This is a genomic window from Streptomyces sp. NPDC048338, from assembly GCF_043201055.1.
Lineage (GTDB): Bacteria > Actinomycetota > Actinomycetes > Streptomycetales > Streptomycetaceae > Streptomyces.
In genome coordinates, this window is sequence record NZ_JBICYQ010000006.1 from 121,075 (window position 1) to 144,575 (window position 23,501).

The 23,501-nt window shown below is 73.1% G+C and carries 25 protein-coding genes; 11 read left to right on the top strand and 14 right to left on the bottom strand.

Annotated features, from left to right (window positions below; genetic code table 11):
* Positions 1-5: 5 nt before the first annotated feature.
* The 4 genes from kdpF to ACGFZF_RS16000 all read right to left on the bottom strand — a co-directional run bounded on the left by kdpF (position 6) and on the right by ACGFZF_RS16000 (position 4,185).
* Positions 6-95: a K(+)-transporting ATPase subunit F gene (gene kdpF, locus ACGFZF_RS15985; protein ID WP_356606524.1), complete on the bottom strand. Its 90-nt coding sequence runs from the start codon at positions 93-95 to the stop codon at positions 6-8.
* Entirely contained in the window at positions 92-265 is a 174-nt protein-coding gene (locus tag ACGFZF_RS15990) for a hypothetical protein (protein WP_393554431.1), read from the bottom strand. Before ACGFZF_RS15990 ends, kdpF begins: the two co-directional genes overlap by 4 nt.
* 169 nt (positions 266-434) lie before the next feature.
* Positions 435-1,757 carry an ROK family protein gene (locus ACGFZF_RS15995; RefSeq protein WP_393554433.1) on the bottom strand — a complete coding sequence of 441 codons (1,323 nt, stop codon included), beginning with the start codon at positions 1,755-1,757 and terminating at the stop codon, positions 435-437.
* A gap of 232 nt (positions 1,758-1,989) precedes the next feature.
* On the bottom strand, positions 1,990-4,185 hold the full coding sequence (locus tag ACGFZF_RS16000) for a discoidin domain-containing protein (protein ID WP_393554435.1): 2,196 nt from the start codon (positions 4,183-4,185) through the stop codon (positions 1,990-1,992).
* Positions 4,186-4,426: 241 nt separating this feature from the next.
* Here ACGFZF_RS16000 and ACGFZF_RS16005 point away from each other — a divergent pair, with 241 nt between their 5' ends.
* From ACGFZF_RS16005 to ACGFZF_RS16020, 4 genes are all read left to right on the top strand, one after another.
* Complete coding sequence (locus ACGFZF_RS16005) at positions 4,427-5,392, top strand: pirin family protein (protein ID WP_393554437.1); 966 nt, start codon at positions 4,427-4,429, stop codon at positions 5,390-5,392.
* A 234-nt stretch (positions 5,393-5,626) separates the two neighbouring features.
* Positions 5,627-5,971: a tetratricopeptide repeat protein gene (locus ACGFZF_RS16010; protein WP_356780556.1), complete on the top strand. Its 345-nt coding sequence runs from the start codon at positions 5,627-5,629 to the stop codon at positions 5,969-5,971.
* A 148-nt stretch (positions 5,972-6,119) separates the two neighbouring features.
* Entirely contained in the window at positions 6,120-6,623 is a 504-nt protein-coding gene (locus ACGFZF_RS16015; RefSeq protein ID WP_393554439.1) for a hypothetical protein, read from the top strand.
* A gap of 115 nt (positions 6,624-6,738) precedes the next feature.
* Complete coding sequence (locus ACGFZF_RS16020; protein ID WP_393554441.1) at positions 6,739-7,380, top strand: DUF305 domain-containing protein; 642 nt, start codon at positions 6,739-6,741, stop codon at positions 7,378-7,380.
* Positions 7,381-7,458: 78 nt separating this feature from the next.
* Here ACGFZF_RS16020 and ACGFZF_RS16025 read toward each other — a convergent pair whose 3' ends face one another.
* The 3 genes from ACGFZF_RS16025 to ACGFZF_RS16035 form a co-directional block, all read right to left on the bottom strand.
* On the bottom strand, positions 7,459-7,899 hold the full coding sequence (locus ACGFZF_RS16025) for a GNAT family N-acetyltransferase (protein WP_393554443.1): 441 nt from the start codon (positions 7,897-7,899) through the stop codon (positions 7,459-7,461).
* A gap of 9 nt (positions 7,900-7,908) precedes the next feature.
* Positions 7,909-9,582: an amidohydrolase gene (locus ACGFZF_RS16030; RefSeq protein WP_393554445.1), complete on the bottom strand. Its 1,674-nt coding sequence runs from the start codon at positions 9,580-9,582 to the stop codon at positions 7,909-7,911.
* 98 nt (positions 9,583-9,680) lie between these two features.
* Positions 9,681-11,075 (bottom strand): purine-cytosine permease family protein, encoded by a 1,395-nt coding sequence (locus tag ACGFZF_RS16035; protein WP_393554447.1) that lies wholly within the window; start codon positions 11,073-11,075, stop codon positions 9,681-9,683.
* Positions 11,076-11,228: 153 nt separating this feature from the next.
* Here ACGFZF_RS16035 and ACGFZF_RS16040 point away from each other — a divergent pair, with 153 nt between their 5' ends.
* Positions 11,229-11,843: a TetR/AcrR family transcriptional regulator gene (locus ACGFZF_RS16040; protein ID WP_393554918.1), complete on the top strand. Its 615-nt coding sequence runs from the start codon at positions 11,229-11,231 to the stop codon at positions 11,841-11,843.
* Between the two features lie 103 nt (positions 11,844-11,946).
* On the opposite strand, the gene ACGFZF_RS16045 is transcribed toward ACGFZF_RS16040, so the two are convergent.
* Both ACGFZF_RS16045 and ACGFZF_RS16050 read right to left on the bottom strand, forming a co-directional pair.
* Complete coding sequence (locus ACGFZF_RS16045) at positions 11,947-12,816, bottom strand: 3'-5' exonuclease (protein ID WP_393554449.1); 870 nt, start codon at positions 12,814-12,816, stop codon at positions 11,947-11,949.
* Positions 12,813-14,261 (bottom strand): dihydrolipoyl dehydrogenase family protein, encoded by a 1,449-nt coding sequence (locus ACGFZF_RS16050; RefSeq protein WP_393554451.1) that lies wholly within the window; start codon positions 14,259-14,261, stop codon positions 12,813-12,815. Before ACGFZF_RS16050 ends, ACGFZF_RS16045 begins: the two co-directional genes overlap by 4 nt.
* A gap of 156 nt (positions 14,262-14,417) precedes the next feature.
* Between ACGFZF_RS16050 and trxA the strand changes: the two genes are divergently transcribed.
* Positions 14,418-14,795 carry a thioredoxin gene (trxA, locus tag ACGFZF_RS16055; RefSeq protein WP_147980096.1) on the top strand — a complete coding sequence of 126 codons (378 nt, stop codon included), beginning with the start codon at positions 14,418-14,420 and terminating at the stop codon, positions 14,793-14,795.
* Between the two features lie 91 nt (positions 14,796-14,886).
* Here the strand turns inward: trxA and ACGFZF_RS16060 are convergent, their stop codons facing one another.
* The 3 genes from ACGFZF_RS16060 to ACGFZF_RS16070 all read right to left on the bottom strand — a co-directional run bounded on the left by ACGFZF_RS16060 (position 14,887) and on the right by ACGFZF_RS16070 (position 17,737).
* Positions 14,887-16,074 (bottom strand): thiolase family protein, encoded by a 1,188-nt coding sequence (locus ACGFZF_RS16060; RefSeq protein ID WP_356780542.1) that lies wholly within the window; start codon positions 16,072-16,074, stop codon positions 14,887-14,889.
* Between the two features lie 230 nt (positions 16,075-16,304).
* Positions 16,305-16,574 carry a hypothetical protein gene (locus tag ACGFZF_RS16065; protein WP_393554454.1) on the bottom strand — a complete coding sequence of 90 codons (270 nt, stop codon included), beginning with the start codon at positions 16,572-16,574 and terminating at the stop codon, positions 16,305-16,307.
* Positions 16,575-16,714: 140 nt separating this feature from the next.
* Positions 16,715-17,737 (bottom strand): LacI family DNA-binding transcriptional regulator, encoded by a 1,023-nt coding sequence (locus tag ACGFZF_RS16070; protein WP_393554456.1) that lies wholly within the window; start codon positions 17,735-17,737, stop codon positions 16,715-16,717.
* Between the two features lie 158 nt (positions 17,738-17,895).
* Between ACGFZF_RS16070 and ACGFZF_RS16075 the strand changes: the two genes are divergently transcribed.
* From ACGFZF_RS16075 to ACGFZF_RS16090, 4 genes are all read left to right on the top strand, one after another.
* Positions 17,896-19,146, top strand: coding sequence for an MFS transporter (locus ACGFZF_RS16075; protein ID WP_393554458.1), 1,251 nt, complete (start codon positions 17,896-17,898; stop codon positions 19,144-19,146).
* 25 nt (positions 19,147-19,171) lie between these two features.
* A complete protein-coding gene (locus tag ACGFZF_RS16080) occupies positions 19,172-19,879 on the top strand; it encodes an alpha/beta fold hydrolase (protein WP_393554460.1) in 708 nt (235 codons plus the stop codon).
* Positions 19,880-19,893: 14 nt separating this feature from the next.
* Positions 19,894-20,112 (top strand): hypothetical protein, encoded by a 219-nt coding sequence (locus tag ACGFZF_RS16085; protein ID WP_356606490.1) that lies wholly within the window; start codon positions 19,894-19,896, stop codon positions 20,110-20,112.
* Between the two features lie 81 nt (positions 20,113-20,193).
* Complete coding sequence (locus ACGFZF_RS16090; protein WP_393554462.1) at positions 20,194-21,654, top strand: SPFH domain-containing protein; 1,461 nt, start codon at positions 20,194-20,196, stop codon at positions 21,652-21,654.
* Positions 21,655-21,723: 69 nt separating this feature from the next.
* Here the strand turns inward: ACGFZF_RS16090 and ACGFZF_RS16095 are convergent, their stop codons facing one another.
* Positions 21,724-21,894: a hypothetical protein gene (locus tag ACGFZF_RS16095; RefSeq protein ID WP_356606486.1), complete on the bottom strand. Its 171-nt coding sequence runs from the start codon at positions 21,892-21,894 to the stop codon at positions 21,724-21,726.
* A gap of 129 nt (positions 21,895-22,023) precedes the next feature.
* Between ACGFZF_RS16095 and ACGFZF_RS16100 the strand changes: the two genes are divergently transcribed.
* Positions 22,024-22,476 carry a type II toxin-antitoxin system PemK/MazF family toxin gene (locus ACGFZF_RS16100; RefSeq protein ID WP_393554920.1) on the top strand — a complete coding sequence of 151 codons (453 nt, stop codon included), beginning with the start codon at positions 22,024-22,026 and terminating at the stop codon, positions 22,474-22,476.
* A gap of 88 nt (positions 22,477-22,564) precedes the next feature.
* On the opposite strand, the gene ACGFZF_RS16105 is transcribed toward ACGFZF_RS16100, so the two are convergent.
* Positions 22,565-23,389, bottom strand: a complete 825-nt coding sequence (locus ACGFZF_RS16105) for a TIGR02452 family protein (protein WP_393554465.1) — start codon at positions 23,387-23,389, stop codon at positions 22,565-22,567.
* Positions 23,390-23,501: the final 112 nt, after the last annotated feature.

Genomic DNA, 23,501 nt, shown 5'->3' on the forward strand with positions numbered 1-23,501 from the left:
CGTGCTCAGAACCTCTCCGGCTTGACGAGGGCGAGGACGAGATATCCCAGCAGGGCGGCGGCGACGATCAGGCCGACGATGTTCTCGGGGGTCACAGCTTCGCCACCCCCTTGGCGATGACGGCCACCAGCGCGAAGACCGCGAGCGTGGTGACGACGAAGGCCAGATCGGCCATCGTGGGCTCCTGAGTGAAGGACGGTTTTCTCGGACAAGACGAGAAAACCCCCCTCTCCCGCAGGTCGCCGCGGTCGTTGACGCCTCCCATACGTCGCGCGGTCCGGTCTTGACGCTTCCCCTACGAGCGGCCCGGGACGGGATACCGGCGCGGGATCAGGTCCCGGCCGTCACCCGCCACCGTGGCCGGCCCGCCGGTCCCCCGCCGCCGGTTCACCCGCTGTTCGCCCGCCCGTCACCCGCGGCCCGGCCCGCGGGGCTCAGTGCACGGCCCGCTCCTGGAGGGTGGTCCGCCAGGCCGGCACCGGCTCCTGCGGGTCGGCCTCCGCCGGACGCCCGCCGCGCCCGAAGAAGTCGGCGAGCGGCAGGATCGCGGCGCCGACGGTGACGGCGTCCGGTCCGAGGGTGCCGAGCTCGATCCGGACGCGCGCGGCCGGATAGGCGAGGGCGTAGGACGTGGCGTAGGCGCGGACGGAGTCCAGGAAGCGGGAGCCGAGCTGGAGGCCCGCCCAGCCGCCGACGAGGATCCGCTCGGGCTGGAAGAGGTTGATCAGGTCCGCGAAGCCGGCGCCGAGGTACTCCGCGGTCTCCTCCAGGACGGCCAGGGCCGTGGCGTCGGGCTCGGAAACGGTGCCGTCGGGGGCCGGGGACGGGTACGCGGCGGCGAGCATCGCGGTCAGCGCGGTCTCCTCCGCGGCCCCGGCGGGCGGCTCGCCGCCGGCCTCCGCCCAGCGCTCCAGGAGCGCCTCCGCCCCCGCGTAGGCCTCCAGGCAGCCCTGGGCTCCACAGCGGCAGCGGCGGCCTCGTACGCGTACGGTCAGATGCCCCCACTCGACGGCGCGGCCGGGCCCCATGTCGTCGGTGACGACGCAGGCGCCGACACCCGAGCCGAACAGCACGACGACGGCGCTGTCGGCGCCCCGTCCGGCGCCGAACCACATCTCGGCCTGCCCGAGCGTCTTGGCCCCGTTGTCGATGTAGTACGGCACGCTCGCCGGCAGCCGCACCGACTCGCGGAGCAGACGCTCCAGCGGCACGGCGTCCCAGCCGATGGTCTGGCCGTGCACCACGGCGCCGTCCTCGGGTGTCCCGGCGACGATGCCCGGGACGCCGACGCCGACGCCGAGGAGCCGCTCGGCCGCGATGCCGGCCCGGTCGAGGACCTCGGCGATGCCCTCGCGCAGGTGCCCGACGACGACGCCCACGTCGAACCGGTCGGTACGCCGCGGCCCTTCGGGCGCGAGGGGGCGCTCCACACGGGCGAGTTCCGTGAGGGCGAGGTCGAAGAGTTCGATCCGGACCCTGGTCTCGCCGACGTCCACGCCGATCATGTAGCCGCTGTCCGGACGGATCCGCAGGAGCGTGCGCGGTCGCCCGCCGGCGGAGTCGACGCTGCCGGCCTCCTCCACCAGTCCCTCGGCGACCAGTTCGGCCACCACGTTGCTCACCGAACCGGAGCTCAGTCCCGTGACCGGCCCCAGCGAGAAGCGGCTCAGCGGCCCGTCGAAGTACAACCGTTGCAACACCGCGGTGCGGTTCTCCCGCCGCAGGTCACGCACCGTACGGCCACTGCGCACTGTCACCGCGCCCCCTCGTCGTCAGTCCCTACAGGCAACATACCTCTGTCGCACTCCGGACGCGCCCTTCACTTGGGCTTTAACTCACATCCTAAATTAAGAGGTGCGGGGCTTCAGGAACTGAACGCGGGGCGCTCCGACCACGACTTTCCGGCCGTGAGCAAGGAAAGGGCCTCCGGCCCGAGGGGCCGGAGGCGGATGGAGGAGTGGGGGCCGGGACCGCGCCCCGGCCGTCGGGTCAGGGGAACGAGACCACCGTGGACGGGACCGTCGAGGTGCCCGAGGTGGGTGCGCCGGTGTCGTTGATGACGTGGTCGTACTGGCCGTTGCCGCTGAGCGAGACGACGAGCAGGCTGTGGAACTTCACTCCCGGTTTCACCGGTGCCTTGAAACCGTGGGCCTGACGGATGGTCGGGTCCACGTTGTAGTAGCAGTAGCTGCCCAGGCCCCAGCCCTCGTGGGTGTCAACGGAGTCGTCGACCCGGTAGGCCGCGTAGCCCCTGGTCGAGCCGTTCTGGATGGCGGCCTGGTCGGGGGCGTCGTAGGCCTTCTCGTTCTGGTAGAAGATCGTCTTGCCGCGCTCGCCGTACCATTCGACGTCGTACTTGTTGAAGTGCTCGACGAACAGGCCGGTGGCCAGGACGTCGTCGCCGTTGACGCGGACGCCGTAGTCGGCTCGGTTGGTCTCCCAGCCGACGCCCTCGCCGTGGTCGGCGCGCCATACCCAGGTGTGGTCGATGATGGTGTCGTCGTTGTTGACGACCATGCTGGTGGTGGCCTTGCCGGGGCCGGCTCCGCCGATGCGGACGTAGACGTCCTGCACGGTGGTGGGGTTGGCGGAGTGGTCGGCGGCGGCGTCGGCCGGGCCGATCTCCAGCAGGGTCGGGGAGTTGACCGGCCCGGCGTCCACGAGGAAGCCGGCGAGCCGCACGCCGTCGACGTCCGCGACCCTCATCGCGGTGACACCGTTGTCCGGGATGATGGTGGCCAGGCCGAGGCCGAGGACGATGGTGTTCGCCCGGTCGACGTCGATGGTCCGGTCGACGTGGTAGACACCCGGGGTGAACAGCAGGTGCAGGCCCTGGGCCAGCGCCTGGTTGATCGTGGCGGCGGTGGCGCCGGGCTTGACCACGTAGAACCGGCTCAGCGGGATCGACTCGCCCTGCGGGGTGCCGTTGGCCCAGGTGGTGCCGCGCGCGTTCACCCGCTTGGCCGGCGCGAAGACCTTGTACTCGTTGCCGTCGAGGTAGAGGAAGGGCTTCTCGCGGGAGACCGGGGTGGTGTCCAGCGTGGTGTAGCGCGGCTCCGGGAAACCGGTGGCAGGGGCGCCCTCGACGCCCGAGAACGTCTGGTTCCAGACACTGTTGGACCAGCCGCCGATCGTGCTGTCCCGGGTGTACCACTGCTGCTGCGAGTAGTTGCCGACCTGGCCGTCGACCTTGGAATCGGCGATGTAGCCGCCGCTGGCCCAGCCGTACCCGTTCGGCGCCAGATTCAGCCCGCCCTTGACGTGCATCCGCCGGAACGAGGACGCCTGCGAGACCGCCCACCGGTTCGTACCACTGACCGGATTGAGAGTCAGACCCTCCGCACCACGCCAGAAGTTCTGCGTCGCATTGCCGTTGAACCAGCCCGCATCGACCGTCACATCACCATTGATGACGGTGTCACCCGGACGCAGACCCAGACCGGCGATCTGCGTGTAGAAACCGATCTGCGCATTGAGATCGCCGTACGTGCCCGGCTTGAACAGGAGCGCGTGCCGGCCACTGCCGAACTGCGCCGACTCCTGCTCCCGGAAGATCCGGTCCAACGTGCCCTGGATGTTCGGGGTCGAAGGGTCGAAGACGTGGACGTTGGGACCGAGATCCCCGCCACCGGGCAGCGTGGGGCCACCGCCGGAGGTGCCGTACACCTGGAACTCCCAGAGCGAGTAGCCGTACACGGTGGCGCGGGTGGTGCCGGTGAGCCGGACGTGCCGGGCGTTCCCGGTGACCGCGACGCTCTCGTTGCCGCCGGCGCCGGTGGTCGTGGAGTGGGCGGTCGTCCAGGTGGTGCCGTCGGTGGAGAACTCGATGCGGTAGGCCTTCGCGTACGCGGCCTCCCAGCGCAGGTCGACGCGCTCGACGGCGGCGGTGGAGCCGAGGTCGATCTGGATCCACTGGGGGTCGGAGAAGGCGCTGGACCAGCGCGTGCCGGCGTCGCCGTCGACCGCGGCGGCCGCGGGGGTGCCGCCGTTCTCCTGGCTGGAGACGGTGACGGACCTGCCCTGGGAGAGCAGGACCGGCGCCGCCTGAGCGGCGGGGGTGGGAAGCAGTGCGAGCAGCGTGACGACGAGGGCGCCGACGACCGCGAGGGCCACGGCGCCGCGGCTTGGCGCGGTGCGTCGTCCAGGGGGCGGTGCCGCCGCCACGGGTATGCCGAGGGAAGGCATGAAGTGGGCTCCTTGGAAAGGGAGTTGGGGGGAACGGCAAGGTACGCAAGAGCGTTCTCCGGCACCTTGCCCGGCTCCCCCGGCCGGGGTCAATGACTCCGACACGCCTTTTCTCATGTCTTTCATTAAGCTGATGACCTGATGGGGCGGGGCCACCCCCCTGCCTCGCCTTCGCAAAGACACCGGACCGCGGCACGGGTATTGCTGCTGACCGCCCCGCGCCCGAGCTAGGTTGTGCCGCATGAGCAACCTTGACCGTCAGGCAGTGCCGAGCGTCTGCGGTGGCCGCGGCTTCGTCGTCGCCGAGCCCGTCCGCGAGCTCCTGAGCCCCCGTCGTGTTCAGCTCGGCGGGTCGACCGAAGTCCGCCGCCTCCTGCCGAACCTCGGCCGCCGCATGATCGGCGCCTGGGCCTTCGTGGACCACTACGGCCCCGACGACATCGCGGACGAGCCGGGGATGCAGGTCCCGCCGCACCCGCACATGGGACTGCAGACCGTCAGCTGGCTCCACGACGGCGAGGTGCTCCACCGCGACAGCACCGGCAGCCTGCAGACCATCCGGCCGCGCGAGCTGGGCCTGATGACGTCCGGCCGGGCGATCTCCCATTCCGAGGAGAGCCCCAGGAAGCACGCCCGACTGCTGCACGGCGCGCAGCTGTGGGTGGCCCTGCCGGACGCGCACCGCCACGTGGAGCCGCACTTCGAGCACCACGCCGAACTGCCCACGGTCACCGCCCCCGGCCTCACGGCCACCGTGATCCTGGGCGACGTCGACGGGTCGGCCTCGCCGGGCACGACGTACACACCGCTCGTCGGCGCCGACCTCGCCCTCGCGGCCGGCACCGAGACGCGGCTCCCCCTGGTGCCCGACTTCGAGTACGGCGTCCTGTCGATGTCCGGCGAGGTGCACGTCGACGGCGTCCCCGTACTGCCGGGCTCGATGCTCTACCTCGGCTGCGGCCGGAGCGAACTGCCGCTGCGCGCCACGTCGGACGCGGCGGTCATGCTGCTCGGCGGCGAGCCGTTCGAGGAGGAGCTGATCATGTGGTGGAACTTCGTCGGCCGCACCCAGGAGGAGATCGAGCAGGCCCGCGAGGACTGGATGTCCGGCACGCGTTTCGGCGAGGTGAAGGGGTACGACGGCGACCCGCTGGACGCGCCGTCCCTGCCCGCGACCCCGCTCAAGCCCCGCGGCCGCACGCGATAGGGCGCCACCCCGCCACCCTTGCGGGCGATGGCCCGCCTGCGCCGGCGGCGCCGTCCCTCGCGTACCGCGGGTGGGGACGGCGCCGCATGCGTGCGCACGTCCATGCGAGGGTTCCCGCCCGCAAAACGGACGCGCGGCGACCGGGACAGGTAGTGGAATGTTCAATCACCCTGCGGTGTTGTCGGAGGTGACGCCCTCCGGGGCGGGAGGCACGAACGCTGCGAAGGAGACGAAGTGAGCGACACGTACTACGAGTTCGGTACGGCCGCCGAGCGCTGGGACCGCGCCCGTATGTTCTTCGGGACGAAGGAGTACCTGACGGCCGCCCGGATCCTGCGGGGCCTGGTCGCCGAGCACCCCGAGCAGACCGCCCAGCGGCTGCTGCTGGCCCGCGCCTACTACCACTCCGCCCAGCTCTCCCGCGCCGAGACCGAGCTCCGCGCCGTCCTGGACCGGGACCCGGTGGAGCACTACGCCCGCCTCATGCTCGGCCGCACGCTGGAGCGCCAGGGCCGGGCCGCCGAGGCCAGGCCGCACCTGCGGATGGCCGCGGCGATGTCCGGCGAGCAGCTCGACTGACGCGGCCGGAAGGCCGGGGCCGGGAACGAGGACCGAAGACGGCCGCCGGCTCCGGCCACCGCGTGTACGCCGTTCGGCCCGCCGTGAACCACCCACGGCGCGAGGGAACTCGACGCACTCGGTAGGCTCCGGGCAGGAGGTCCGAGCCGTGCACACGAGACGAGTGGAACGCAGCAGCGGTCGGGCGGGATGCGCCCTGGCGCACCTGCTGCTCGTCGTGGTGCTCGCGCTCGGCGTCTTCGTGATGCACGGGGTGGGCCACCCCGAGGGCTCGTCCGGCAGCGGTACGGAGTCCGGGGCCATGACCCACACGGGCGCCGCCGGCCACCGGGCACCTGACCGGGATCCCCTCCTCGCGGCGTCCGGCCACGGAGCCGCGGAGAGCGGCCCGGTCTCGGCCTCCGCCTCGTGGTCCGCCCCGGCCTCCTCGTCGCCCTCGTCGTCGCACGACTCCGGCATGGCGATGGACATGTCCTCGCTCTGCGTGGCCGTGCTCGTCGTCTGGCTGCTCGCCGGCCTCGTCCGGGCGGCACTCGCACGGCGCCCCGACTGGCTCGCCCGGCTCCTCACCGGGCTGACGCCCGTTCTCGGGCCGAACGCGCCCCCGCGCCGGCCTCCCGACCTCTCCCGACTGTCCGTCCTGCGGATCTAGGGCGGTCCCGTCGCCGCGGGCGCCTCGTGCTGCCCGCCGACCCGTGGACCCGTCCGCCTTCCGCGCGTGCGCGCGTTCGCGCACGCCGTACAGACAGCACAGAGGTGTGTCACAGATGCGTGCCTTCGACAAGAACTCCACCCATCGGCTCGTGGTGGCCGGCGCCGCCGTAGCCGCCGGGCTCCTGCTCACCGCCTGCGGTTCCGGCACCGGTTCCGGCAGCGGCCACCCCGGCGGGTCGGACCACCGGGCATCCGCCCCGGCGAGCCCGTCCGGCACCCCGGGCCGGGCGAACGCCACCGGCGCATTCAACGACGCGGACGTCACGTTCGCGCAGGGGATGATCCCGCACCACCAGCAGGCGCTCGACATGGCGCGGCTCGCCGACGGCCGGGCCGAGGACCCCGCCGTCCGTCGGCTCGTCGCCGCGATCGAGCAGGCGCAGGACCCCGAGATCCGGACCATGCGGACCTGGCTCGCGAGCTGGGGAAGGCCCGAGTCGGCCGGTCACACGGGACACGGCATGGCCGGCATGATGTCCGAGCAGGACATGAGGGAACTGGCGGCCGTCCGGGGCAGGGCCTTCGACCGGACCTTCGCGGAGCTGATGATCGCCCACCACGACGGGGCGGTCCTGATGGCCAGGACGGAACAGCGCGAGGGCCGCGACAAGGCGGCGCTCAAGCTGGCCGACGACGTGGTGCGGACCCAGTCGGCCGAGATCGCCGAACTGCGGAGGATCCTCGACCGGCTCTGACCGACGGCGTCCTCTGTCCGGGTGGTCCCTCCCGACTGACCACCCGGACACGGGTCGCTCGCTGCCGCGGCGGGGTCGCTACGGGACGTAGCGGCGGAAGCCCTGTGCCAGGGCCTCGAAACCGCACGCCTCGTAGAAGGTGTGGACGTACGCGTCGTCCGCCGCCAGGAGTTGGACCTTGTAGCAGCCGGCTGCCTCGCCCAGGCGGACGGACTCCTCCATCAGCCGGCGGCCGACCCCGCTCCGTCGGAAGGCTCCGGCCACGACGACGTTCTCCACGAACAGGAGGGCGCGGCCGCCCCGCGTGAGGTTCGGCACGACGATGCAGTCCGCCGTTCCCGCGACCGCGCCGCCCGCATCGGCCACCAGGACCGTCCGCCCCTGCTGGTGTGAGATGGCTGCCCAGACGGCGTCCACGGACGCCTGGGGCAGCGGCGGGTCGTCCGGGTTCAACTCGCTGTAGAGCCGCAGCAGTGCGGAGAGGTCACCCTCCGCAGCCGGCCGCACGGTGATCTTCATGAGCCGAGCCTACGAGGTGTCCTGCCGCTCTCGCTCCCGGCCGGCGACGATCTCGCCGCCCACCACCACGGTCTCGGCGACCGTGCCCGGGATCTCCTCCGGTGCGATGCGGAGGATGTCGCGGGACAGCACGACGAAGTCGGCCAGCTTGCCGACGGTGAGCGAACCCCGCTCGTCCTCGAGGAAGTTGGCGTACGCCGAGCCCATCGTGTAGCCCTCGACGGCGGTGGCGACGTCGATCGTCTCGCCGGGCGTCCAGGGCTCCCCGCCGCCGAGCGGTCGCCGGGTGACGGCCGAGTAGATGCCGACCATGGGGTCCATCTCCGCGACGTTCCAGTCGCTGGAGAGGGCGAGGACGGCTCCCGCGGCGTGCAGGCTCCGCAGCGGCCACGCCTTGTGCCAGCGGTCGGGGCCGATGTTCTCCGCCCAGTCCTGGCCGGGGCCCGCGATGTCGGGGGCGGCGTGCCGGGGCTGCATGCAGGCCACGACGCCGAGTTCGGCGAAGCGCGGCGTATCCGCCGGGTCGAGGCATTCGACGTGGACGACCTGGTGCCGGGCGTCGCGCGGGCCGTTGGCGCTGCGGGCCTGCTCGACGGCGTCGAGGACCGTGCGGATGCCCCGGTCGCCGGTGGCGTGGACGAAGCACTGGAAGCCCCGCGCGTCGAGGCGCGTGAGCAGGCCGGCGAACTCGTCCGCCGGATAGAAGGTGTCCCCCCGATGGTGGCCGCAGCCCGCGTACGGCTCCAGGAGCGCGGCGGTACGGGGCTCGACGACGTCGTCGATGTACAGCTTGAGCGGACCGACGCGCAGCCGGTCGTCGGCGAACTTCCGTGCGGCGGCGTCGAACGCGTCGAGGTCCGCCTCGGTGGTGCCGCGGGGGTGGAACAGCGCGGCCACGATACGGGAGCGGAGCCGGCCCTCCGCCCGGGCGCGCTCGAAGAGGGCCAGGTCGTCGAGGGAGTTCTGGGGCTCGACGACGGTGGTGATGCCGAACCCGATGGCGTCGTCGAGGCTCCTCGCGAGCCGGCCGTACTGCCGGTCGGGGGCCGCCCACGGCACGCCCAGTTCGCGCAGCGCGCGGTGTCCCTCGCGGGAGAGCCCCTTGACGGCGAAGTCCTTGACGAAGCCGGTCGGTTCGCCGGTGACGGGGTCGGTGGCGGCCTCCCCGAAGGGCAGGCTCGTCCGGCCCCGGTGCACGCCGAGCCGGCGCAGGGCCGCGGTGTTGAGCCAGGCGGTGTGCACGTCGTAACTGAGGACGAGTGCGGGGGTGTCGCCGGTGACGGGGTCGAGGTCGGCGGCGGTGGGCATGCGGCCGTCGGGGACGGCCGAGTAGTCGAAGGCCTCGGCCTCGATCCACTCGGCGTCGGGGTGGCTCGCCCGCCACGCCCGTATACGGGCGTGCACGGCGTCCAGCGTGCGGGCTCCGGCCAGCTGGACACAGGCGTCGTCGGAGCCGAGGCGTACGTGGTTGTGGGCGTCGATGAACCCCGGCAGGACGAGCCTGCCACCCGCGTCGATCACCTCCGTGTCCGGACCGGTCCACCGCACGGCGTCGGCCTCGGCGCCGAGCCAGACGATCCGCCCGTCCCGGACGGCGAGTGCCTCGGCCTCCGGGAGGGAGGGGTCGACGGTGTGGATGCGGGCGCGGGTGAGGACGAGGTCGGCGGGGGTGGTGTGGTGCATGGGGCTGGACTCCACGTTCGGGTGGTGGTGTGCGGACGAGGTCGGGGCGGACGTACGGAGGATGCCGGGACCGGGCGGGATGCCGGGACCGGGCGGGGTCAGGGCCGGAAGGGGATGACGCGGCGGCGGGCGAGGAGGACGTAGACGAGGGCCGAGACGACCGCGCCGAGCAGGGTGAGGTCGGCACCTCCGAGGGGCGCGACCAGCGGGCCCGTCCAGAGTTCGGAGTCGCAGGTGAGGGCGGCGAAGAGCATCCCGGCGAGGAGGGCGGTCGCGCCGGCCGGATGCCAGCCGCCCCGGTACCAGTAGGCGCCGCGTTCGGCGGTGTGCAGCGCGTCGCCGTCGTAGGAGCAGCGGCGCAGCACCATGTCCGCGAGGAAGACACCGCCCCAGGGGGCGAACACGATGATCAGCAGAGAGAGGAAGGAGAGGAGGGAGGTGGTGAAGTCGGTGAGGAAGAGGGCGCCGAGGGAGCCGAGGGCCGTGACGGCGGCGCTGATGACGATGGCGCGGGCGCGGCTCCAGGGGATGCCGAGGACCTGGAGGTTCAGGCTGGAGGAGTAGAGCGTGATGATCGAGTTGGTGACCGAGCCGCCGAGGACCAGGGCGAGGAAGAGGGGCTGGAACCAGCCCGGGAGCAGACCTTCGGCGCCGGCGACCGCGTCCGTCATGTCGGTCTGGGTCGCGGCGGCCACGCCGGCGACGCCGAGCGCCACGGACGAGAGGAAGCCGCCGAGGGCGCCGCTCCAGGTGAGGGACCTGAGGGAGGTGGTGCGGGGCAGGTAGCGGGTGTAGTCGGCGGGCATCGGGAGGTAGGAGAAGGGGCCCGCGAGCATGACGACGAAGGCGAGGCTCCAGCCGGCGGCGCCGGGACCCTGGGCGGGGGCGGTGGTGTCGGCACCGGGCAGGACGAGGACGAGCAGGGCGGCGAAACCGACGGCGAGGACGTACGCCATCCAGCGTTCGGCGAACTGGACGGTGGCGTGACCCCAGAGGGCGACGGCGAAGGTCATCGCGAGGGTGACGGTCAGGGCGAGTGCGCGGGCGGCATGGCCGCCGCTCCAGCCGAGGTCGGCGAGGAACGCTTCGAGGGCGAGGGTGCCGACGACCGTGTTGACGATGGTGTAGCCGATGCTGACGACCCAGTTGAGCAGCCCGGCGGGCCAGTTGCCGCGCACCCCGAAGGCGGCGCGCGAGATGACGAGGGTGGCGGTGCCCGTTCGGATGCCGCTGAGCCCGGCGGCGCTGATGGCGAAGAAGGCGAGCCCACCGACGACGACGACGGCGGTCGCCTGCCAGAACGACAGCCCGAAGGCGACGGCGAGGGCGCCGTTGATCACGTAGGTGAAGGTCAGGTTGGAGCCGAACCAGAGCCAGAACAGGTCCTTGGCGCTGCCGTGCCGCTCGGCGTCCGGGATCGGGTCGATGCCGTGCTCCTCGACCTGGAAGACCTCGTCGCGGCCGGTGTCGGCCACTCTCGTCGGTTGCGCCATGTCACTCCCCAGATCTTGAATGCCGTTCTAGAAGTTAGAACGGCATTCAAGATGTGCGAGACGAGGCCGCCCCGTCAAGACCCCTGGGAAGCTGCGGTTAGAGTCGTGACCTGACGGCGGGGACGACGGGTGACGGCGACGAAGGCGGTACGGGTGGCAGGGGCGGCACGACGGCGGGACGGGCACGTCACGCAGGAGCGGATGCTCGAGGAGGCCATGGCGGCCATCGCCGAGAACGGCCTGGCGACCCTGACCATGTCCGCCCTCGCGGAGCGGCTCGGCACGAGCGGCGGCCACATCCTGTACTACTTCGGCAGCAAGGACCTGCTGCTGCTCGCCGCCCTGCGCTGGAGCGAGGCGGCCCTGGCCGAGGAACGCCGCGCGCTCCTCGGCCGCCGGCTCGCGGCGGAGCGCAAGCTGGACCTCTTCCTGCGGCTGTACCTGCCGCACGGCCCGCGCGATCCGCGCTGGACGCTGTGGATCGAACTGTGGGCCCGCACCCCGGCCAACGCCTCGCTGCGCGAGGCCCAGCAGGAGCTGGACAACGGCTGGCAGGAGGACCTGGAGGCCCTCGTCGCCACGGGGGTGGCCCAGTCCCGCTTCGCCCCGCTGGACGCGACGGAGGTGACCGAGCGCGCCTCCGAACTCCTGGCGCTGCTCGACGGGTTGAGCACCCGGGTGGTGCTCGGCCCGGAGGAGGGCCGCGACCGTCGCCCGGCGCTGGAGGCGGCGCGGGCGGCCGCGGCGCGGCTGATCGTACGGGCCTGAGGCCGGGCCCCGGGCCGCACCGGCGCCGGTCCGCCCCGCGACCTCGGCTTCCGTTCCCGCCCTCCGGCGCGGGACGGCGTGCCGACGCGCGTCGTCGGCCCTGTCAGCTCCGCGGGAAGTCCTCCCAGGGCCGGGGTTCGAGCGCGGTGAAGGGCCAGTCGAGGGCGTCGGGGTGGCGGTGCGCGTGGTCGGCGTTCCAGCGGATCTGCTCGACGTGCAGGGCCGGCCGGGACAGCCGCGCGATCGCCGGGTGGCAGGCCGCCACGGCCTGGGCGAGGACGAGCGTGGCCTCGGCGTCGGACGCCGCCTCGCCGGGGTGCGGGTGCGGGATGCCGTACCACTCGGTGACGTCCGCCAGCGAACGGCGGCCGGGCCGGTAGCGGTCGGCGTGCCGGTCGAGGACCAGCGGGTCGCAGATCGGGGCGACTCCGGCCGGCAGGCGCTCGGTCAGCGGCGGCACGCCGTGGCGCAGGAGTTCGGCGTGCAGGGTGCTCAGGACGTGCGGGGCGAACCAGACCACCAGGACCTCCTTCGACGCCAGGTGGCCGGCGAGCGTCCCGGCGAGCTCCTCCAGGGCCTCGGCCGCGGGCACGCCCTCGGCGCGGGCCCGCTCGACGCCGATCCCGTGCCCCTTGGACGGGGCCACCGACACGGGGTCGGGTCCGGGGTCGAGCAGCCAGTCCTCCGCCGCGCCGTCGCTGCCCCGGACGGACGCGGCGAGGATCCGGTCCACCTCCGCCCGGTTGCCGGTGGTGGCGATGTCCAGGGAGAGCAGGCGGCGCCGGTGCCAGCCGGGCAGGTCCTGCCGTACGGGCGGGGCGGGGTCCCTCGCGTGCTCCGCGTGGTGGACCTCCCAGCCGCCGGCCGGACCGTGCCGGAGCACGCCGGTGCCGGCCGGGACGACCGCCCCGCACACGGCGCACGGCCCGTCGTAGTCGTTGACGAGGCCGCCCGGACCGGCGCCGGGGCTCATTCCGCTCCGCCGCCGTCCCGATACGCCTCCAGCAGGCGCAGCCACGCCTCGCTCAGCGTCGGGTACGCGGGGACCGCGTGCCACAGGCGGTCGATCGGGACCTCGCCGGCGACGGCGATCGTCGCCGAGTGCAGGAGTTCGCCGATGCCCGGTCCGACGAACGTGACGCCGACGACGGTCTCGCTGTCCAGGTCGACGACCATCCGGGCGTGCCCCCGGTACCCGTGGGCGTACAGCCCGGCGCCGGCGACGTTCGTGAGGTCCAGGTCGACGGCCCTGACCCGGCGCCCGGACCGCTCTGCCTCGGCGAGCGAGAGACCGACCGCGGCCGCTTCCGGATCGGTGAAGACGACCTGCGGCACGGCGGCGTGGTCGGCGGTGGCCGCGTGCGCTCCCCATCGGCCCGTGTCCGTGCGGTGCCCCTGGGCGCGGGCCACGATGGCGGCGCCCGCGATCCGCGCCTGGTACTTGCCCTCGTGGGTCATCAGCGCCCGGTGGTTGACGTCCCCGACGGCGTACAGCCAGTCGCTGCCGGTGACCAGCAGGCTGTCGTCCACCGGCAGCCAGGATCCGGGCTCCAGACCGACGGTCTCCAGGCCGATGTCCTCCGTGCGCGGCCTGCGGCCGGTGGCGAAGAGCACCTCGTCGCCCTCGATCTGCTCGCCGCCCTCCAGGACCACGGTGACCGGTCCGGTGCCCCCGTCGCGCACCACGGCGGCGACCGAGACGTTCGTCCGTACGTCGGCACCGGCTTCGGCGAGCGCGTCGGCGACGTGCTCGCCGACGAACGGCTCCATCCGGGGCAGCAGGCCGGAGCCCCGGACGAGGAGGGTCACGCGCGAGCCGAGGGCCTGCCAGGCGGTGGCCATCTCCGCGGCGACCACTCCCCCGCCCACCACGACGAGCCGGTCCGGTACATGGTGGGAGCTGGTGGCCTCGCGGCTGGTCCAGGGCCGGGCGCCGGTCAGACCCGGCAGCTCGGGCAGGGCGGCGCGGCTGCCGGTGCACACGGCCACGGCGTGCCGGGCGGTCAGGAGGTGTCGCTCGCCCTCGGGTCCCTCGACGGACACCCGGCGGGTGCCGTCCAGCCGTCCGTGGCCGCGGTACAGCCGGGCGCCGATGGAGTCGAGCCAGCCGACCGCCCCTTCGTCCTTCCAGTCCGCGACGTAGTAGTCGCGGTGGGCGAGCACCGCCTCCGCGTCCAACGGGCCCTGGACCGCCTGGCCGAGCCCCGGCACCTTGCGGGCGTCGGAGCGGGCGATCGCCGGTCGCAGCAGCGCCTTGCTGGGCATGCACGCCCAGTACGAGCACTCGCCGCCGACCAGTTCGCCCTCCACCACCGCCGTGGTCAACCCGGCCGCCCGGGCGCGGTCCACCACGTTCTCGCCCACCGGTCCCGCACCCAGGACCACCACGTCGTACTCGTGCTCCACTGCTCGCGTCATGGGCCCAGTCTGGTGGCAGGTGTGCACCGGCTGCCACAGGGAAGGTGCCCCGGCGGCCCCCGGAATAGCGAGGCTCGGCACACCGTTGTGCGGGTCGAGTCCCCGGGGACCGCGGAGACGTAGGACAGACAGGCCGGGACCGGAAAGGTTGGCAGCATGAGCACCGTTGAGCTCACCAAGGACAACTTCGACCAGATCGTGAGTGAGAACGACTTCGTTCTGATCGACTTCTGGGCTGAGTGGTGCGGTCCGTGTCGTCAGTTCGCACCCGTCTACGAGGCCGCGTCGGAGCGCCACGAGGACCTGGTGTTCGCCAAGGTCGACACGGAGGCGCAGCAGGAGCTGGCCGCCGCGTTCGAGATCCGCTCGATCCCGACGCTGATGATCGTCCGCGACAACGTGGCCGTGTTCGCACAGCCGGGCGCGCTCCCGGAGACCGCCCTGGAGGACGTGATCGGACAGGCGCGGGGCCTCGACATGGACGAGGTGCGCAGGTCCATCGAGACGGCGAAGGAGAAGGCGGGCGAGCAGTAGCCCGGAGGCGAAGGGGCGGTACGGGTGATCCGTACCGCCCCTTCGCACGTCCGGAGCGGGGGCCCGGAACGGCAGTCGACCGGGTACCGCCTCAGCGCTCCAGGACCAGGGCCAGGCCCTGGCCGACGCCGATGCACAGCGCCGCGAGGCCGGTGCCCGAGCCGGCGGCGGCCAGCTGGTGGGCCACCGAGCCGGCCAGCCGCGCGCCGGAGGCGCCCAGCGGGTGGCCGATGGCGATCGCGCCGCCCAGCGGGTTCACGATCGCCGGGTCGAGTTCCGGCCACTCGGCGAGGCAGCCCAGCGACTGGGCGGCGAAGGCCTCGTTGAGCTCGAAGGTCGTCAGGTCGGCGAAGGACCTGCCCGCCTTGCCGAGGGCCCGGCGGACCGCCTCGACCGGTCCGAGACCGAAGAGCTGGGGCTCGATGCCGGTGACCGCGGAAGCGCGGATGCGGGCGAGCGGCTCGCGGCCGGTCTCCCGCAGCCCCTCCTCGTCGACCAGCAGGAGGGCCGCGGCGCCGTCGTTGAGCGGCGAGGCGTTGCCCGCCGTGACCGTGCCGCCGTCGGTACGGAAGGAGGGCTTCAGCCTCCCCAGGGCCTCCATCGAGGTGGAGTCGCGGATGCACTCGTCGCGGAGCAGGTCCACGCCCTCGTAGGGGACGACCTCGGCGTCGTAGCGGCCCTTGTCCCAGGCCTCGGCCGCCTTGCGGTGGCTGGCCAGGGCGAAGGCGTCCTGCTGCTCCCGGGTGATCCCGTGGCGGTCGGCGACGAGCTCCGCGCCCTCGCCGAGCGAGACGGTCCACTCCGCGGGCATCCTCGGGTTGGTCATGCGCCAGCCGAGCGTCGTGGAGTGCAGCTGCTGGTGGCCGGCCGGGAAGGCCCGCTCCGGCTTCTGCAGCACCCAGGGCGCGCGGGACATCGACTCGACACCGCCGGCGATCGCCACCGAGGCGTCACCGAGCGCGACGGCGCGGGCGGCCTGGATCACCGCCTCGAGACCGGAGCCGCAGAGGCGGTTGAGGGTGACGCCCGGGACGGAGGCGGGCAGTCCGGCGAGCAGCACGGCCATGCGCGCCACGTCCCGGTTGTCCTCGCCCGCCCCGTTGGCGTCGCCGAAGTACACGTCGTCGATCCGCGCCGGGTCGAGCGCGGGGGCGCGGTCCACGAGCGCCTTCACCACGTGTGCGGCGAGGTCGTCCGGGCGCACGGAGGAGAGGGCCCCTCCGAACTTGCCGATCGGGGTGCGGACGGCGTCGACGATGTACACGTCGCGGATGCTCATCGGTTGTCTCCCACGGGACCTGCGGTCGTGACCTGCGGTTCGGCAGCGGCTGTTGTTCGCCTGGTGAACATTCGTTCATGAGGTGCGCGCCGAGTCTCTGCCCCGCGCGGCGTCCTGTCAACGGCCCGCGGCGGCCGGTAGGTGGGCGGTACACACGGAACGGGCGGGACGCGCGGCACGGCAACGCGCGGCCCCGCGGGGGTCCGGGGGCACGCCCGGGACGCGCCGACTCACGGGTGGGGTGCGGGCCGGATCAGCGCCGTCAGCCCGTAGTCCAGTTCACGGCCGTCCACGAGGAGGGCCTCCACGGTGCGGGTCTCCGGGTCGATCTCGGCCACGAGGCCGTGCCCCTCGTAGCGCGGATAGCCCGAGGACCCCTGGCGGCCGGTCACCTCGACCACGGCCGAGCGGACCGCGCTGTCCTCGACGGAGGCGTCGCCGCGGTCCTCCACGTGCTCGGGGACCAGAAGGATCTCGAAACGCTTCGGAACGGTGCTCATGAACCGACGCTAAGCGCTCGGCCGGTCTCGCGCCGGGCGACCGGGACTCCGCTCCCTCCCGCGCCCAGCGGTGAGCCGGAGCACCGCGCCGGACGACCCGGGGCCCGCCGGCTCCCGCGCCCGGCGGTGAGCCGGGCCGCTCAGCTGGACTCGCGCCGGACGACCCGGGTGTCCGCGAGCTCCCGCGCCTCGGGCAGGGCCTCCGGCTCCCGCACCGCCCGGTCGACCAGCTCGGCCAGGTCCCGGCCGCGCACCATGTCCATCCGGACCGTGCTCAGCCGGGGCCGCAGCAGCCGGCCGAGGAGCAGGTCGTCCGAGCCCACCACCGCGGTGTCCTCGGGGATCGACAGCCCCACGTCCTGGAGCGCCCGCATCAGGAGCATCGCGTACTCGTCGTTGTACGCGAACACCGCGTCGAGCCCGAGTTCCCGCCATCGCCCGGCCAGTTCGTCCGCCGCGTCCTCCTCGTACCGCAACGGCAGCGGGACGACCGTGGCCGGCGTCCCCTCGACGGCCTGCCGGGCGCCTTCGAGGCGCGGGCCGGAGAAGAGTTCCAGACCGGGCTCCTCCGGGACCACCACGCCGATCCGGCGGCGGCCCTGCTCGACGAGGTGCTCCACGGCCGCCCGGCCGATCCGGGCCGGGTCGATGACGAGGGCGTGCGCGCCGTCGACCCGCTGCGGCCCGACGGTGAGGACGGCCTTGGCACCCGAGCGCTTGAGGGTCTCCACGCCGTGCGGGGTCAGCTCGATCTCGCCGAGGGAGACGACGGCGACCGGCCGGAGTTCGGCCCAGGCGCGGGCCGCCTCGTCGGCGTCCAGGCCGAGGCTGCCGTACTGCACCACCGTGTAGTCGAGGCGCCGCAGCGCCCACTGGAGTTCGTCGAAGAAGCGGCTGTACAGCGGACCGATCGGCACGTGCGCGGTGGGCAGCAGGACCATGCGGCTGTGACCGGCGCGCAGGCTGCGGGCGGCGGCGTGCGGCACGTAGCCCAGCTCCTCGGCCGCCTCCCGCACCCGCCGGCGGGTCGGCTCGCTGATCCGCACGGCCGAGGTGTTGTTGAGGACGTACGACACGGTGGCGCGGGACACCCCCGCGAGCCGTGCGACGTCGGCGCTGGTCGGGACGGGACGCCCGGCGGGCTGTTCGGTTGGCTTCGTCATCGCTCCGGCATCTTTCCAGACCGCTCCGAACCAGGGTCTGGCGGATGGCCCGATGCGAGTGCTACACCATGCTCACACGCGTCACTGACACGTGTCACCTTCATTCCTCACGTCCGCTGCTCGCCCCCTCGTCGGGGCGATCTCCCCAGGAGGGCACCGTGGCCCTTTCCTCCTCCGGCACCGGAACGACCGGCGTCGACCCCTCCCCCGCCGCCCCGCGGCCGACGCGCGGCCTGCTGCCGTTGCTGCTCGCCGGCAACGCCGCGATGTACGCGCTGTACGTGGGTGTCCCCGGCATCCTTCTCGCGCTCCAGATCGAGGGCATCGATCCGGCGAACAAGGTGGCCAATTTCGGTCTGGTGTCCGGCGTCTCCGCCGTCTTCGCCACCGTCTTCAACCCGGTGGCGGGCGCGCTCTCCGACCGGTCGGGCCGCCGCAATCCCTGGATCCTGGCCGGCGGCCTGCTCGCGATACCCGTGATGTTCCTGCTGGGCAGCGTGGACACGATCCTGCTGGTGATGATCGCCTGGTGCCTCGGGCAGGCCGTGATGAACGTCTACCAGGCCGCCCTCACCTCGGTGGTGCCCGACCGGGTGCCGCGCGCCGCGCGCGGCAGGGCGTCCGCCGCCGTCGGACTCGGGCTGCCCGTCGGATCGACCGTCGGCGCCCTGGTCGGCGCCGCGTACTCGGAGGACCACCGCACCGGCTACCTGGTGTTCGGCGTGATCGTCGCGGCCACCGCCGTGCTGTTCTCCGCCTGCGCGCGCGAACAGCGGATGCCGGCCCGGGCGCCGCTGCCCGTCGGGGCCCAGATCGCCGCCTTCGGCAGCGCGCTGCGGGACCACGACTTCCGCTGGGCGTTCATCGGCCGGGCGCTGCTGGTCCTCGGCTACTTCGCGGTCGCCGGCTTCCAGCTGTACGTCCTCAAGGACCACACGCGGCTGCCCGCCGGGCTCTCCGCCGAGGAGGCCGTGGCGATCCTGATGCCGGTCAACAGCGTCGCCATGGTCGTCTCCACGGTGCTCGGCGGCTGGCTCTCCGACCGCTACGACCGCCGCAAGCTCTTCGTCGCCGCCTCCGCCGCCCTCGCGGCCGTCGCGCTGCTCATCCCGGCGCTGTCCGCGAGCTGGACCGCGATGCTGGTGTTCTCCGTCGTCAACGGCCTCGGCTTCGGCTGCTACATGGCCGTCGACACGGCGCTGGTCACCATGGTGCTGCCCCGGGCCGAGGACGCCGCCCGCGACATGGGCGTGCTCAACATCGCCAACGCGGGGCCGCAGATCGTCGCCCCCTTCGTGGCCTCCCTCATCGTTTCGGCGAGTGGCGGATACACGGCCCTGTTCCTGGTCGCGGCCGTACTGTCGGTGCTCGGCGCACTGGCCGTGCGCCCGATCCGCAGCGTGCGCTGAGCACGCCCGACGAAGGGGTACCACCGTGCGGCTGCACACCACGTCCTGGGGATCCGGCGACCGGGTCGCGCTCCTGGTCCACGGGATCATGTCGGACCACCGCACCTGGCGACGGGTCGGACCGGCCCTGGCCGCCCGCGGATACCGGGTGACGGCGGTGGACCTGCGCGGCCACGGCGCCAGTGGCCGCGCCGCGGGACCCGAGGGCTACGCCCCGCAGGACTACGCCGACGACCTCGTCGAAACCCTGCCCGCGGGAGCCGAGTTGGCCATCGGGCACTCGCTCGGCGCGCTGGCCCTGGCCGGTGCCGTGGAACGGCTCGCACCCCGCCGTGCCGTCTACGCCGACCCCGCCTGGCACCTGCCGGCCGGGGAGGCGGGCTACCGTCCGGAGCTCTTCACCCAGGGCAAGCAACTGACCAGGGAGCACATAGGGATCCTCAACCCCCGCTGGGCGGAGGAGGATCTGGACATCGAGGCGGACGCGATCGGACGCTGGGACGAGCGGACGGCGCACGGTCTGGTGCCCTGCGTCGGCGCGGACATGTGGCCCACGAGGCCCGCCGTGCCCTCGCTGGTGGCCCTCGCGGATCCGAGCATGCTGGTCGGCGCGGACGACGCCCGGACGCTCAAGGAGCGCGGTTTCGAGCTGCGTACGGTCGCCGGCGCCGGGCACACCCTCCACCGGGACGACTTCGAAGGGTTCATGACCGCCCTGGACGGCTGGATCTGACGTACCTTTTGGTCATGGACGACGTCTCGATGGTGGGAATGCTCGGCCGGGTGACCGGCACCGTCGGGCCCGGTCTCGTCGGCGAGGTGATCGTCCGGATCCGCGGCGGGGCCGAGCACTTCCTCGCCTATCCGGCGACGGGCAAGGACCGGATCGGTCCCGGAACGGTCGTGATGGTCGTGGAACATCTCCCTCCACGCACCGTCTATGTCACAGCCGCGTACGACAGTTGACCGATCCATTGAGCGGCGCCCCCGTGGGGCGCACACTCCCTTCACCGGATCCGCACGGCTCCGGTGAAGGGGGAGCTGCCCATGGGCATCGGCATGCTGGCGGGCGGCGCGGTAGCCGCTCTCCTCGCTCTGTTCGCAGTGTTCAAGTTGATGTGGCGCGTCGCGGAACCCAACGAGGCTCTGATCATCTCCGGCTCCAACCACAAGATGGAGGGCCTCGGCGAGGGCATGGGCTTCCGGATCGTCACGGGGCGCGGCACGCTCGTGCTGCCGGGCGTCCAGGCCGTACGGAAGCTCTCGCTGGACCTCAACGAGACCCAGCTGTCCGTCGAGTGCGTGACGCACCAGGGCATTCCGCTCAAGGTCCGCGGCGTGGTCATCTTCAAGGTCGGTGACGACTTCGTGTCGATCGCCAACGCGGCCCGTCGATTCCTCGACCAGCAGAAGCTGATGTCGGAACGGGTGCACATCGTCTTCGCCGGTCATCTCCGCGCGATCGTCGGCGGGTTGACGGTCGAGGACATGATCCGGGACCGGGAGAAGCTGACCGGGCAGGCGCGTTCGGCCTGTGGCACGGAGATGGAGAAGCTCGGCCTGATCGTCGACTCGCTGCAGATCCACGAGATCGAGGACCCGACCGGGTACATCAAGAACCTGGCCGCGCCGCACGCGGCGGCCGTCCAGCGGGACGCCAGGATCGCGCAGGCGGAGGCCAACCGCCGGGCGACCGAGGCCGAGCAGATGGCCGCGGCCCGGATGTCGGAGGCGACCCGCGACAGCGAGATCCTGCAGGCCGGCTACCAGGCCGAGCGGGACCAGGCGTCCGCGAAGGCCCGGCAGGCCGGCCCGCTGGCGGACGCGGCGGCGCGCCAGGAGGTGGTCGTCCAGGAGACGCGGGTCGCCGAGCTCGAGGGTCACCGCAAGGAGCAGCAGCTCCAGGCGGAGGTCCGCAAGCCGGCGGACGCGATGGCGTACGAGACACGGACGCTGGCCGATGCCGAGCGCGACGCGCGGATCTCGGCGGCTCAGGCCGAGGCGAAGGAGACCGAGCTGGCGAGCGCGGCCCGGGCGACCGCGACCCGGCTCACCGGTGAGGCGGAGGCGGCGGCGCAGCACGCCCGGGGTCTGGCGGTCGCGGAGGCGACCCGTGCCAAGGGTCTGGCCGAGGCGGAGGCCATCAAGGCGCGCGCCGCGGCGCTCGCCGAGAACCAGGAGGCGGTGGTCGCCCAGCAGCTGGCCGAGAAGTGGCCGGAGATCGTCGAGGCGGGCGCGTCCGCCTTCGGCAATGTGGACCAGATGGTCCTGCTGAACGGCGCCGACGGCATGGCGGACATGTTCGCCAAGGCTCTCACCATGGGAGGGACCGGTCTCGGAGTGGCCCGTCAGCTGCTCGCTTCGATGAACCCCGCCGGGGGCACGGCCGCGCCCGCGAAGAACGGGGTGGCGGCGGCGCCTGCTCCCCGGGCCGAGGCGATCCCGGCCGGTACGGAGGCGGCCACGGCCGGCTCGAAGGCGATCCCGGTCGACGACGACCGGGCGTGAGCACGGGGGCGGGGCCCGGCGCCGTCACGGCGCCGGGCCCCGGCCCGCGGTGTGTTCGAGCGGTGTCGGTCAGTTGTGACCGAACTTCCGCTCCTTCTTGTGGGCGACCTGCTGGATGAGCGGACGCGGGGCCTCTCCCGTCGGGGAGGTGGCCGCCCGTTCCTTCGCCGCGCTCTCGGTCCTCTGCTCGTGGCCGCCCGTGCGGGCGCCATGGTTCACCCGGGTCTGTTTCTTGCCCACGATCGTGCCTCCTGTAGCGGAACGTCGGACACTGGGCCGTTCTCAGCCTTGCACGCGGCCGCGGACGTCGCACGTCAGGGACGGCCCGTGCGGGGCGGCCGTCCGGCCCCCTACGGTGGGCCCGTGACCATGTACTCGCAGTCCTCGCCGTCGCAGTCGTCGCAGTCGTCGCCGCCCTCGCACGCCACCGCCGAGGCCGATCCCCGGGAGGTCGGCCCCGTCCGGACCTCGTACGCCCCGGACCGCGACGGCGATCCGGACCCCGGGGAGATCGTCTGGACCTGGGTGCCCTTCGAGGAGAACGACGGGCGGGGCAAGGACCGCCCCGTGCTCGTGGTCGCGCGGGAGGCGGCCGGGACGCTGCTGGCCGTGCAGCTGTCGAGCAAGCGCCACGACCACGACCGGGAGTGGGTGGCGATCGGGGTGGGCGACTGGGACAGCGCGCGGCGCGAGTCGTGGGTGGATCTGGACCGCGTCCTGCGGGTCCACGAGGCGGGCATGCGCCGCGAGGCCTGCGCGCTGGACCGGCCGCGTTTCGACCGGGTCGTGGACCGGCTGATCGAGCGCTACGGCTGGTCGTAGGACCCGTACGGGCGGTCCCGCCCGGCTCGCGGCGCCGGGCGGGCGCCCGGACGGGCCCCCGGGGGCCCCGGGTCGGAGGTCAGGCGGGTCAGGCGGCCTCGTAGACCCGCCGGAAGGCGCCCAGGGTCGTGCGGCCGTCGGTGCGGTCCAGGACCGCGAAGACGATCTCGTCGAAGTGGCCGGCGAAGCGGCCCTCCCCGGTGAGCAGCCGCCGGAACGTGCCGGCCACCTCGGCCGGGTCGTTCCGGAAGACGCCGCAGCCCCACGCGCCGAGCACGAGCCGGCGATAGCCGCCCGCCACCGCCGTCTCCAGGACCCGCTCGGCACGGGCGGCGAGGGCGGCCGGGATCCGGTCGGCGAGCTGGGGCGTCTGCCGGCGGATGACGCCCGCGTTCGGCGCCGGCGAGGTGAGGAACCCGACGGTGAACGGCTCGTCCAGGAGCGCCCCGCGGTCGTCGCGGAAGACCGGCACCCCGGGCGAGTGGATGACGCGGTCCGTGTAGAAGGCGTCCCGCTCGGCCCGGTGGTGCTCGTAGTACGCGGGCGCCGTCAGGAGCGTCGTGTACAGGGCGGAGGCCCGGCAGACGGCCTCTTCCTGGGCCTGGGCGCCGTTGAGGTAGCCGCCGCCGGGGTTGCGGGCGGACGCGAAGTTCAGGACGGCGACGGGGGCGGAGTCCGCCGCGGTCAGCCGACGGGCGGCGACCAGGCTGCTCTCGTCCGTCACCTCTATGGCGGTCTCACGGTCCCGGTCCGGGACGATCCGGACGGGTTCGGGGCCGTACAGCGTGGTTCCGGCCACCGCGGCGGCCAGTTCCGCCTCGATGGACACCGTGCGGCCGTCGGGCGCCCGGTAGCGGCCCGCCTCCACGATCTCCTCGGTCTGCTTCGCGATCCCCCGCAGTCGTGCACTCATGCCCCTGAGCTTGATCGATCGTGTGACGGTGGGGCAACGGGATTTCCAGAGGGGCCGGAGAGGCGGTCTTGCACGCCCGTCGGACGTGGCTTTAGGTGGAATCAGCGCCTTC

Excerpts from the sequence above, each read along its gene's own strand:
- ACGFZF_RS15990 (WP_393554431.1), bottom strand. The coding sequence starts at position 265 with ATGGGAGGCGTCAACGACCGCGGCGACCTGCGGGAGAGGGGGGTTTTC.
- ACGFZF_RS16000 (WP_393554435.1), bottom strand. The coding sequence starts at position 4,185 with ATGCCTTCCCTCGGCATACCCGTGGCGGCGGCACCGCCCCCTGGACGA.
- ACGFZF_RS16005 (WP_393554437.1), top strand. The coding sequence starts at position 4,427 with ATGAGCAACCTTGACCGTCAGGCAGTGCCGAGCGTCTGCGGTGGCCGC.
- ACGFZF_RS16020 (WP_393554441.1), top strand. The coding sequence starts at position 6,739 with ATGCGTGCCTTCGACAAGAACTCCACCCATCGGCTCGTGGTGGCCGGC.
- ACGFZF_RS16025 (WP_393554443.1), bottom strand. The coding sequence starts at position 7,899 with ATGAAGATCACCGTGCGGCCGGCTGCGGAGGGTGACCTCTCCGCACTG.
- ACGFZF_RS16030 (WP_393554445.1), bottom strand. The coding sequence starts at position 9,582 with ATGCACCACACCACCCCCGCCGACCTCGTCCTCACCCGCGCCCGCATC.
- ACGFZF_RS16035 (WP_393554447.1), bottom strand. The coding sequence starts at position 11,075 with ATGGCGCAACCGACGAGAGTGGCCGACACCGGCCGCGACGAGGTCTTC.
- ACGFZF_RS16045 (WP_393554449.1), bottom strand. The coding sequence starts at position 12,816 with ATGAGCCCCGGCGCCGGTCCGGGCGGCCTCGTCAACGACTACGACGGG.
- ACGFZF_RS16050 (WP_393554451.1), bottom strand. The coding sequence starts at position 14,261 with ATGACGCGAGCAGTGGAGCACGAGTACGACGTGGTGGTCCTGGGTGCG.
- trxA (WP_147980096.1), top strand. The coding sequence starts at position 14,418 with ATGAGCACCGTTGAGCTCACCAAGGACAACTTCGACCAGATCGTGAGT.
- ACGFZF_RS16060 (WP_356780542.1), bottom strand. The coding sequence starts at position 16,074 with ATGAGCATCCGCGACGTGTACATCGTCGACGCCGTCCGCACCCCGATC.
- ACGFZF_RS16065 (WP_393554454.1), bottom strand. The coding sequence starts at position 16,574 with ATGAGCACCGTTCCGAAGCGTTTCGAGATCCTTCTGGTCCCCGAGCAC.
- ACGFZF_RS16070 (WP_393554456.1), bottom strand. The coding sequence starts at position 17,737 with ATGACGAAGCCAACCGAACAGCCCGCCGGGCGTCCCGTCCCGACCAGC.
- ACGFZF_RS16085 (WP_356606490.1), top strand. The coding sequence starts at position 19,894 with ATGGACGACGTCTCGATGGTGGGAATGCTCGGCCGGGTGACCGGCACC.
- ACGFZF_RS16090 (WP_393554462.1), top strand. The coding sequence starts at position 20,194 with ATGGGCATCGGCATGCTGGCGGGCGGCGCGGTAGCCGCTCTCCTCGCT.
- ACGFZF_RS16100 (WP_393554920.1), top strand. The coding sequence starts at position 22,024 with ATGTACTCGCAGTCCTCGCCGTCGCAGTCGTCGCAGTCGTCGCCGCCC.
- ACGFZF_RS16105 (WP_393554465.1), bottom strand. The coding sequence starts at position 23,389 with ATGAGTGCACGACTGCGGGGGATCGCGAAGCAGACCGAGGAGATCGTG.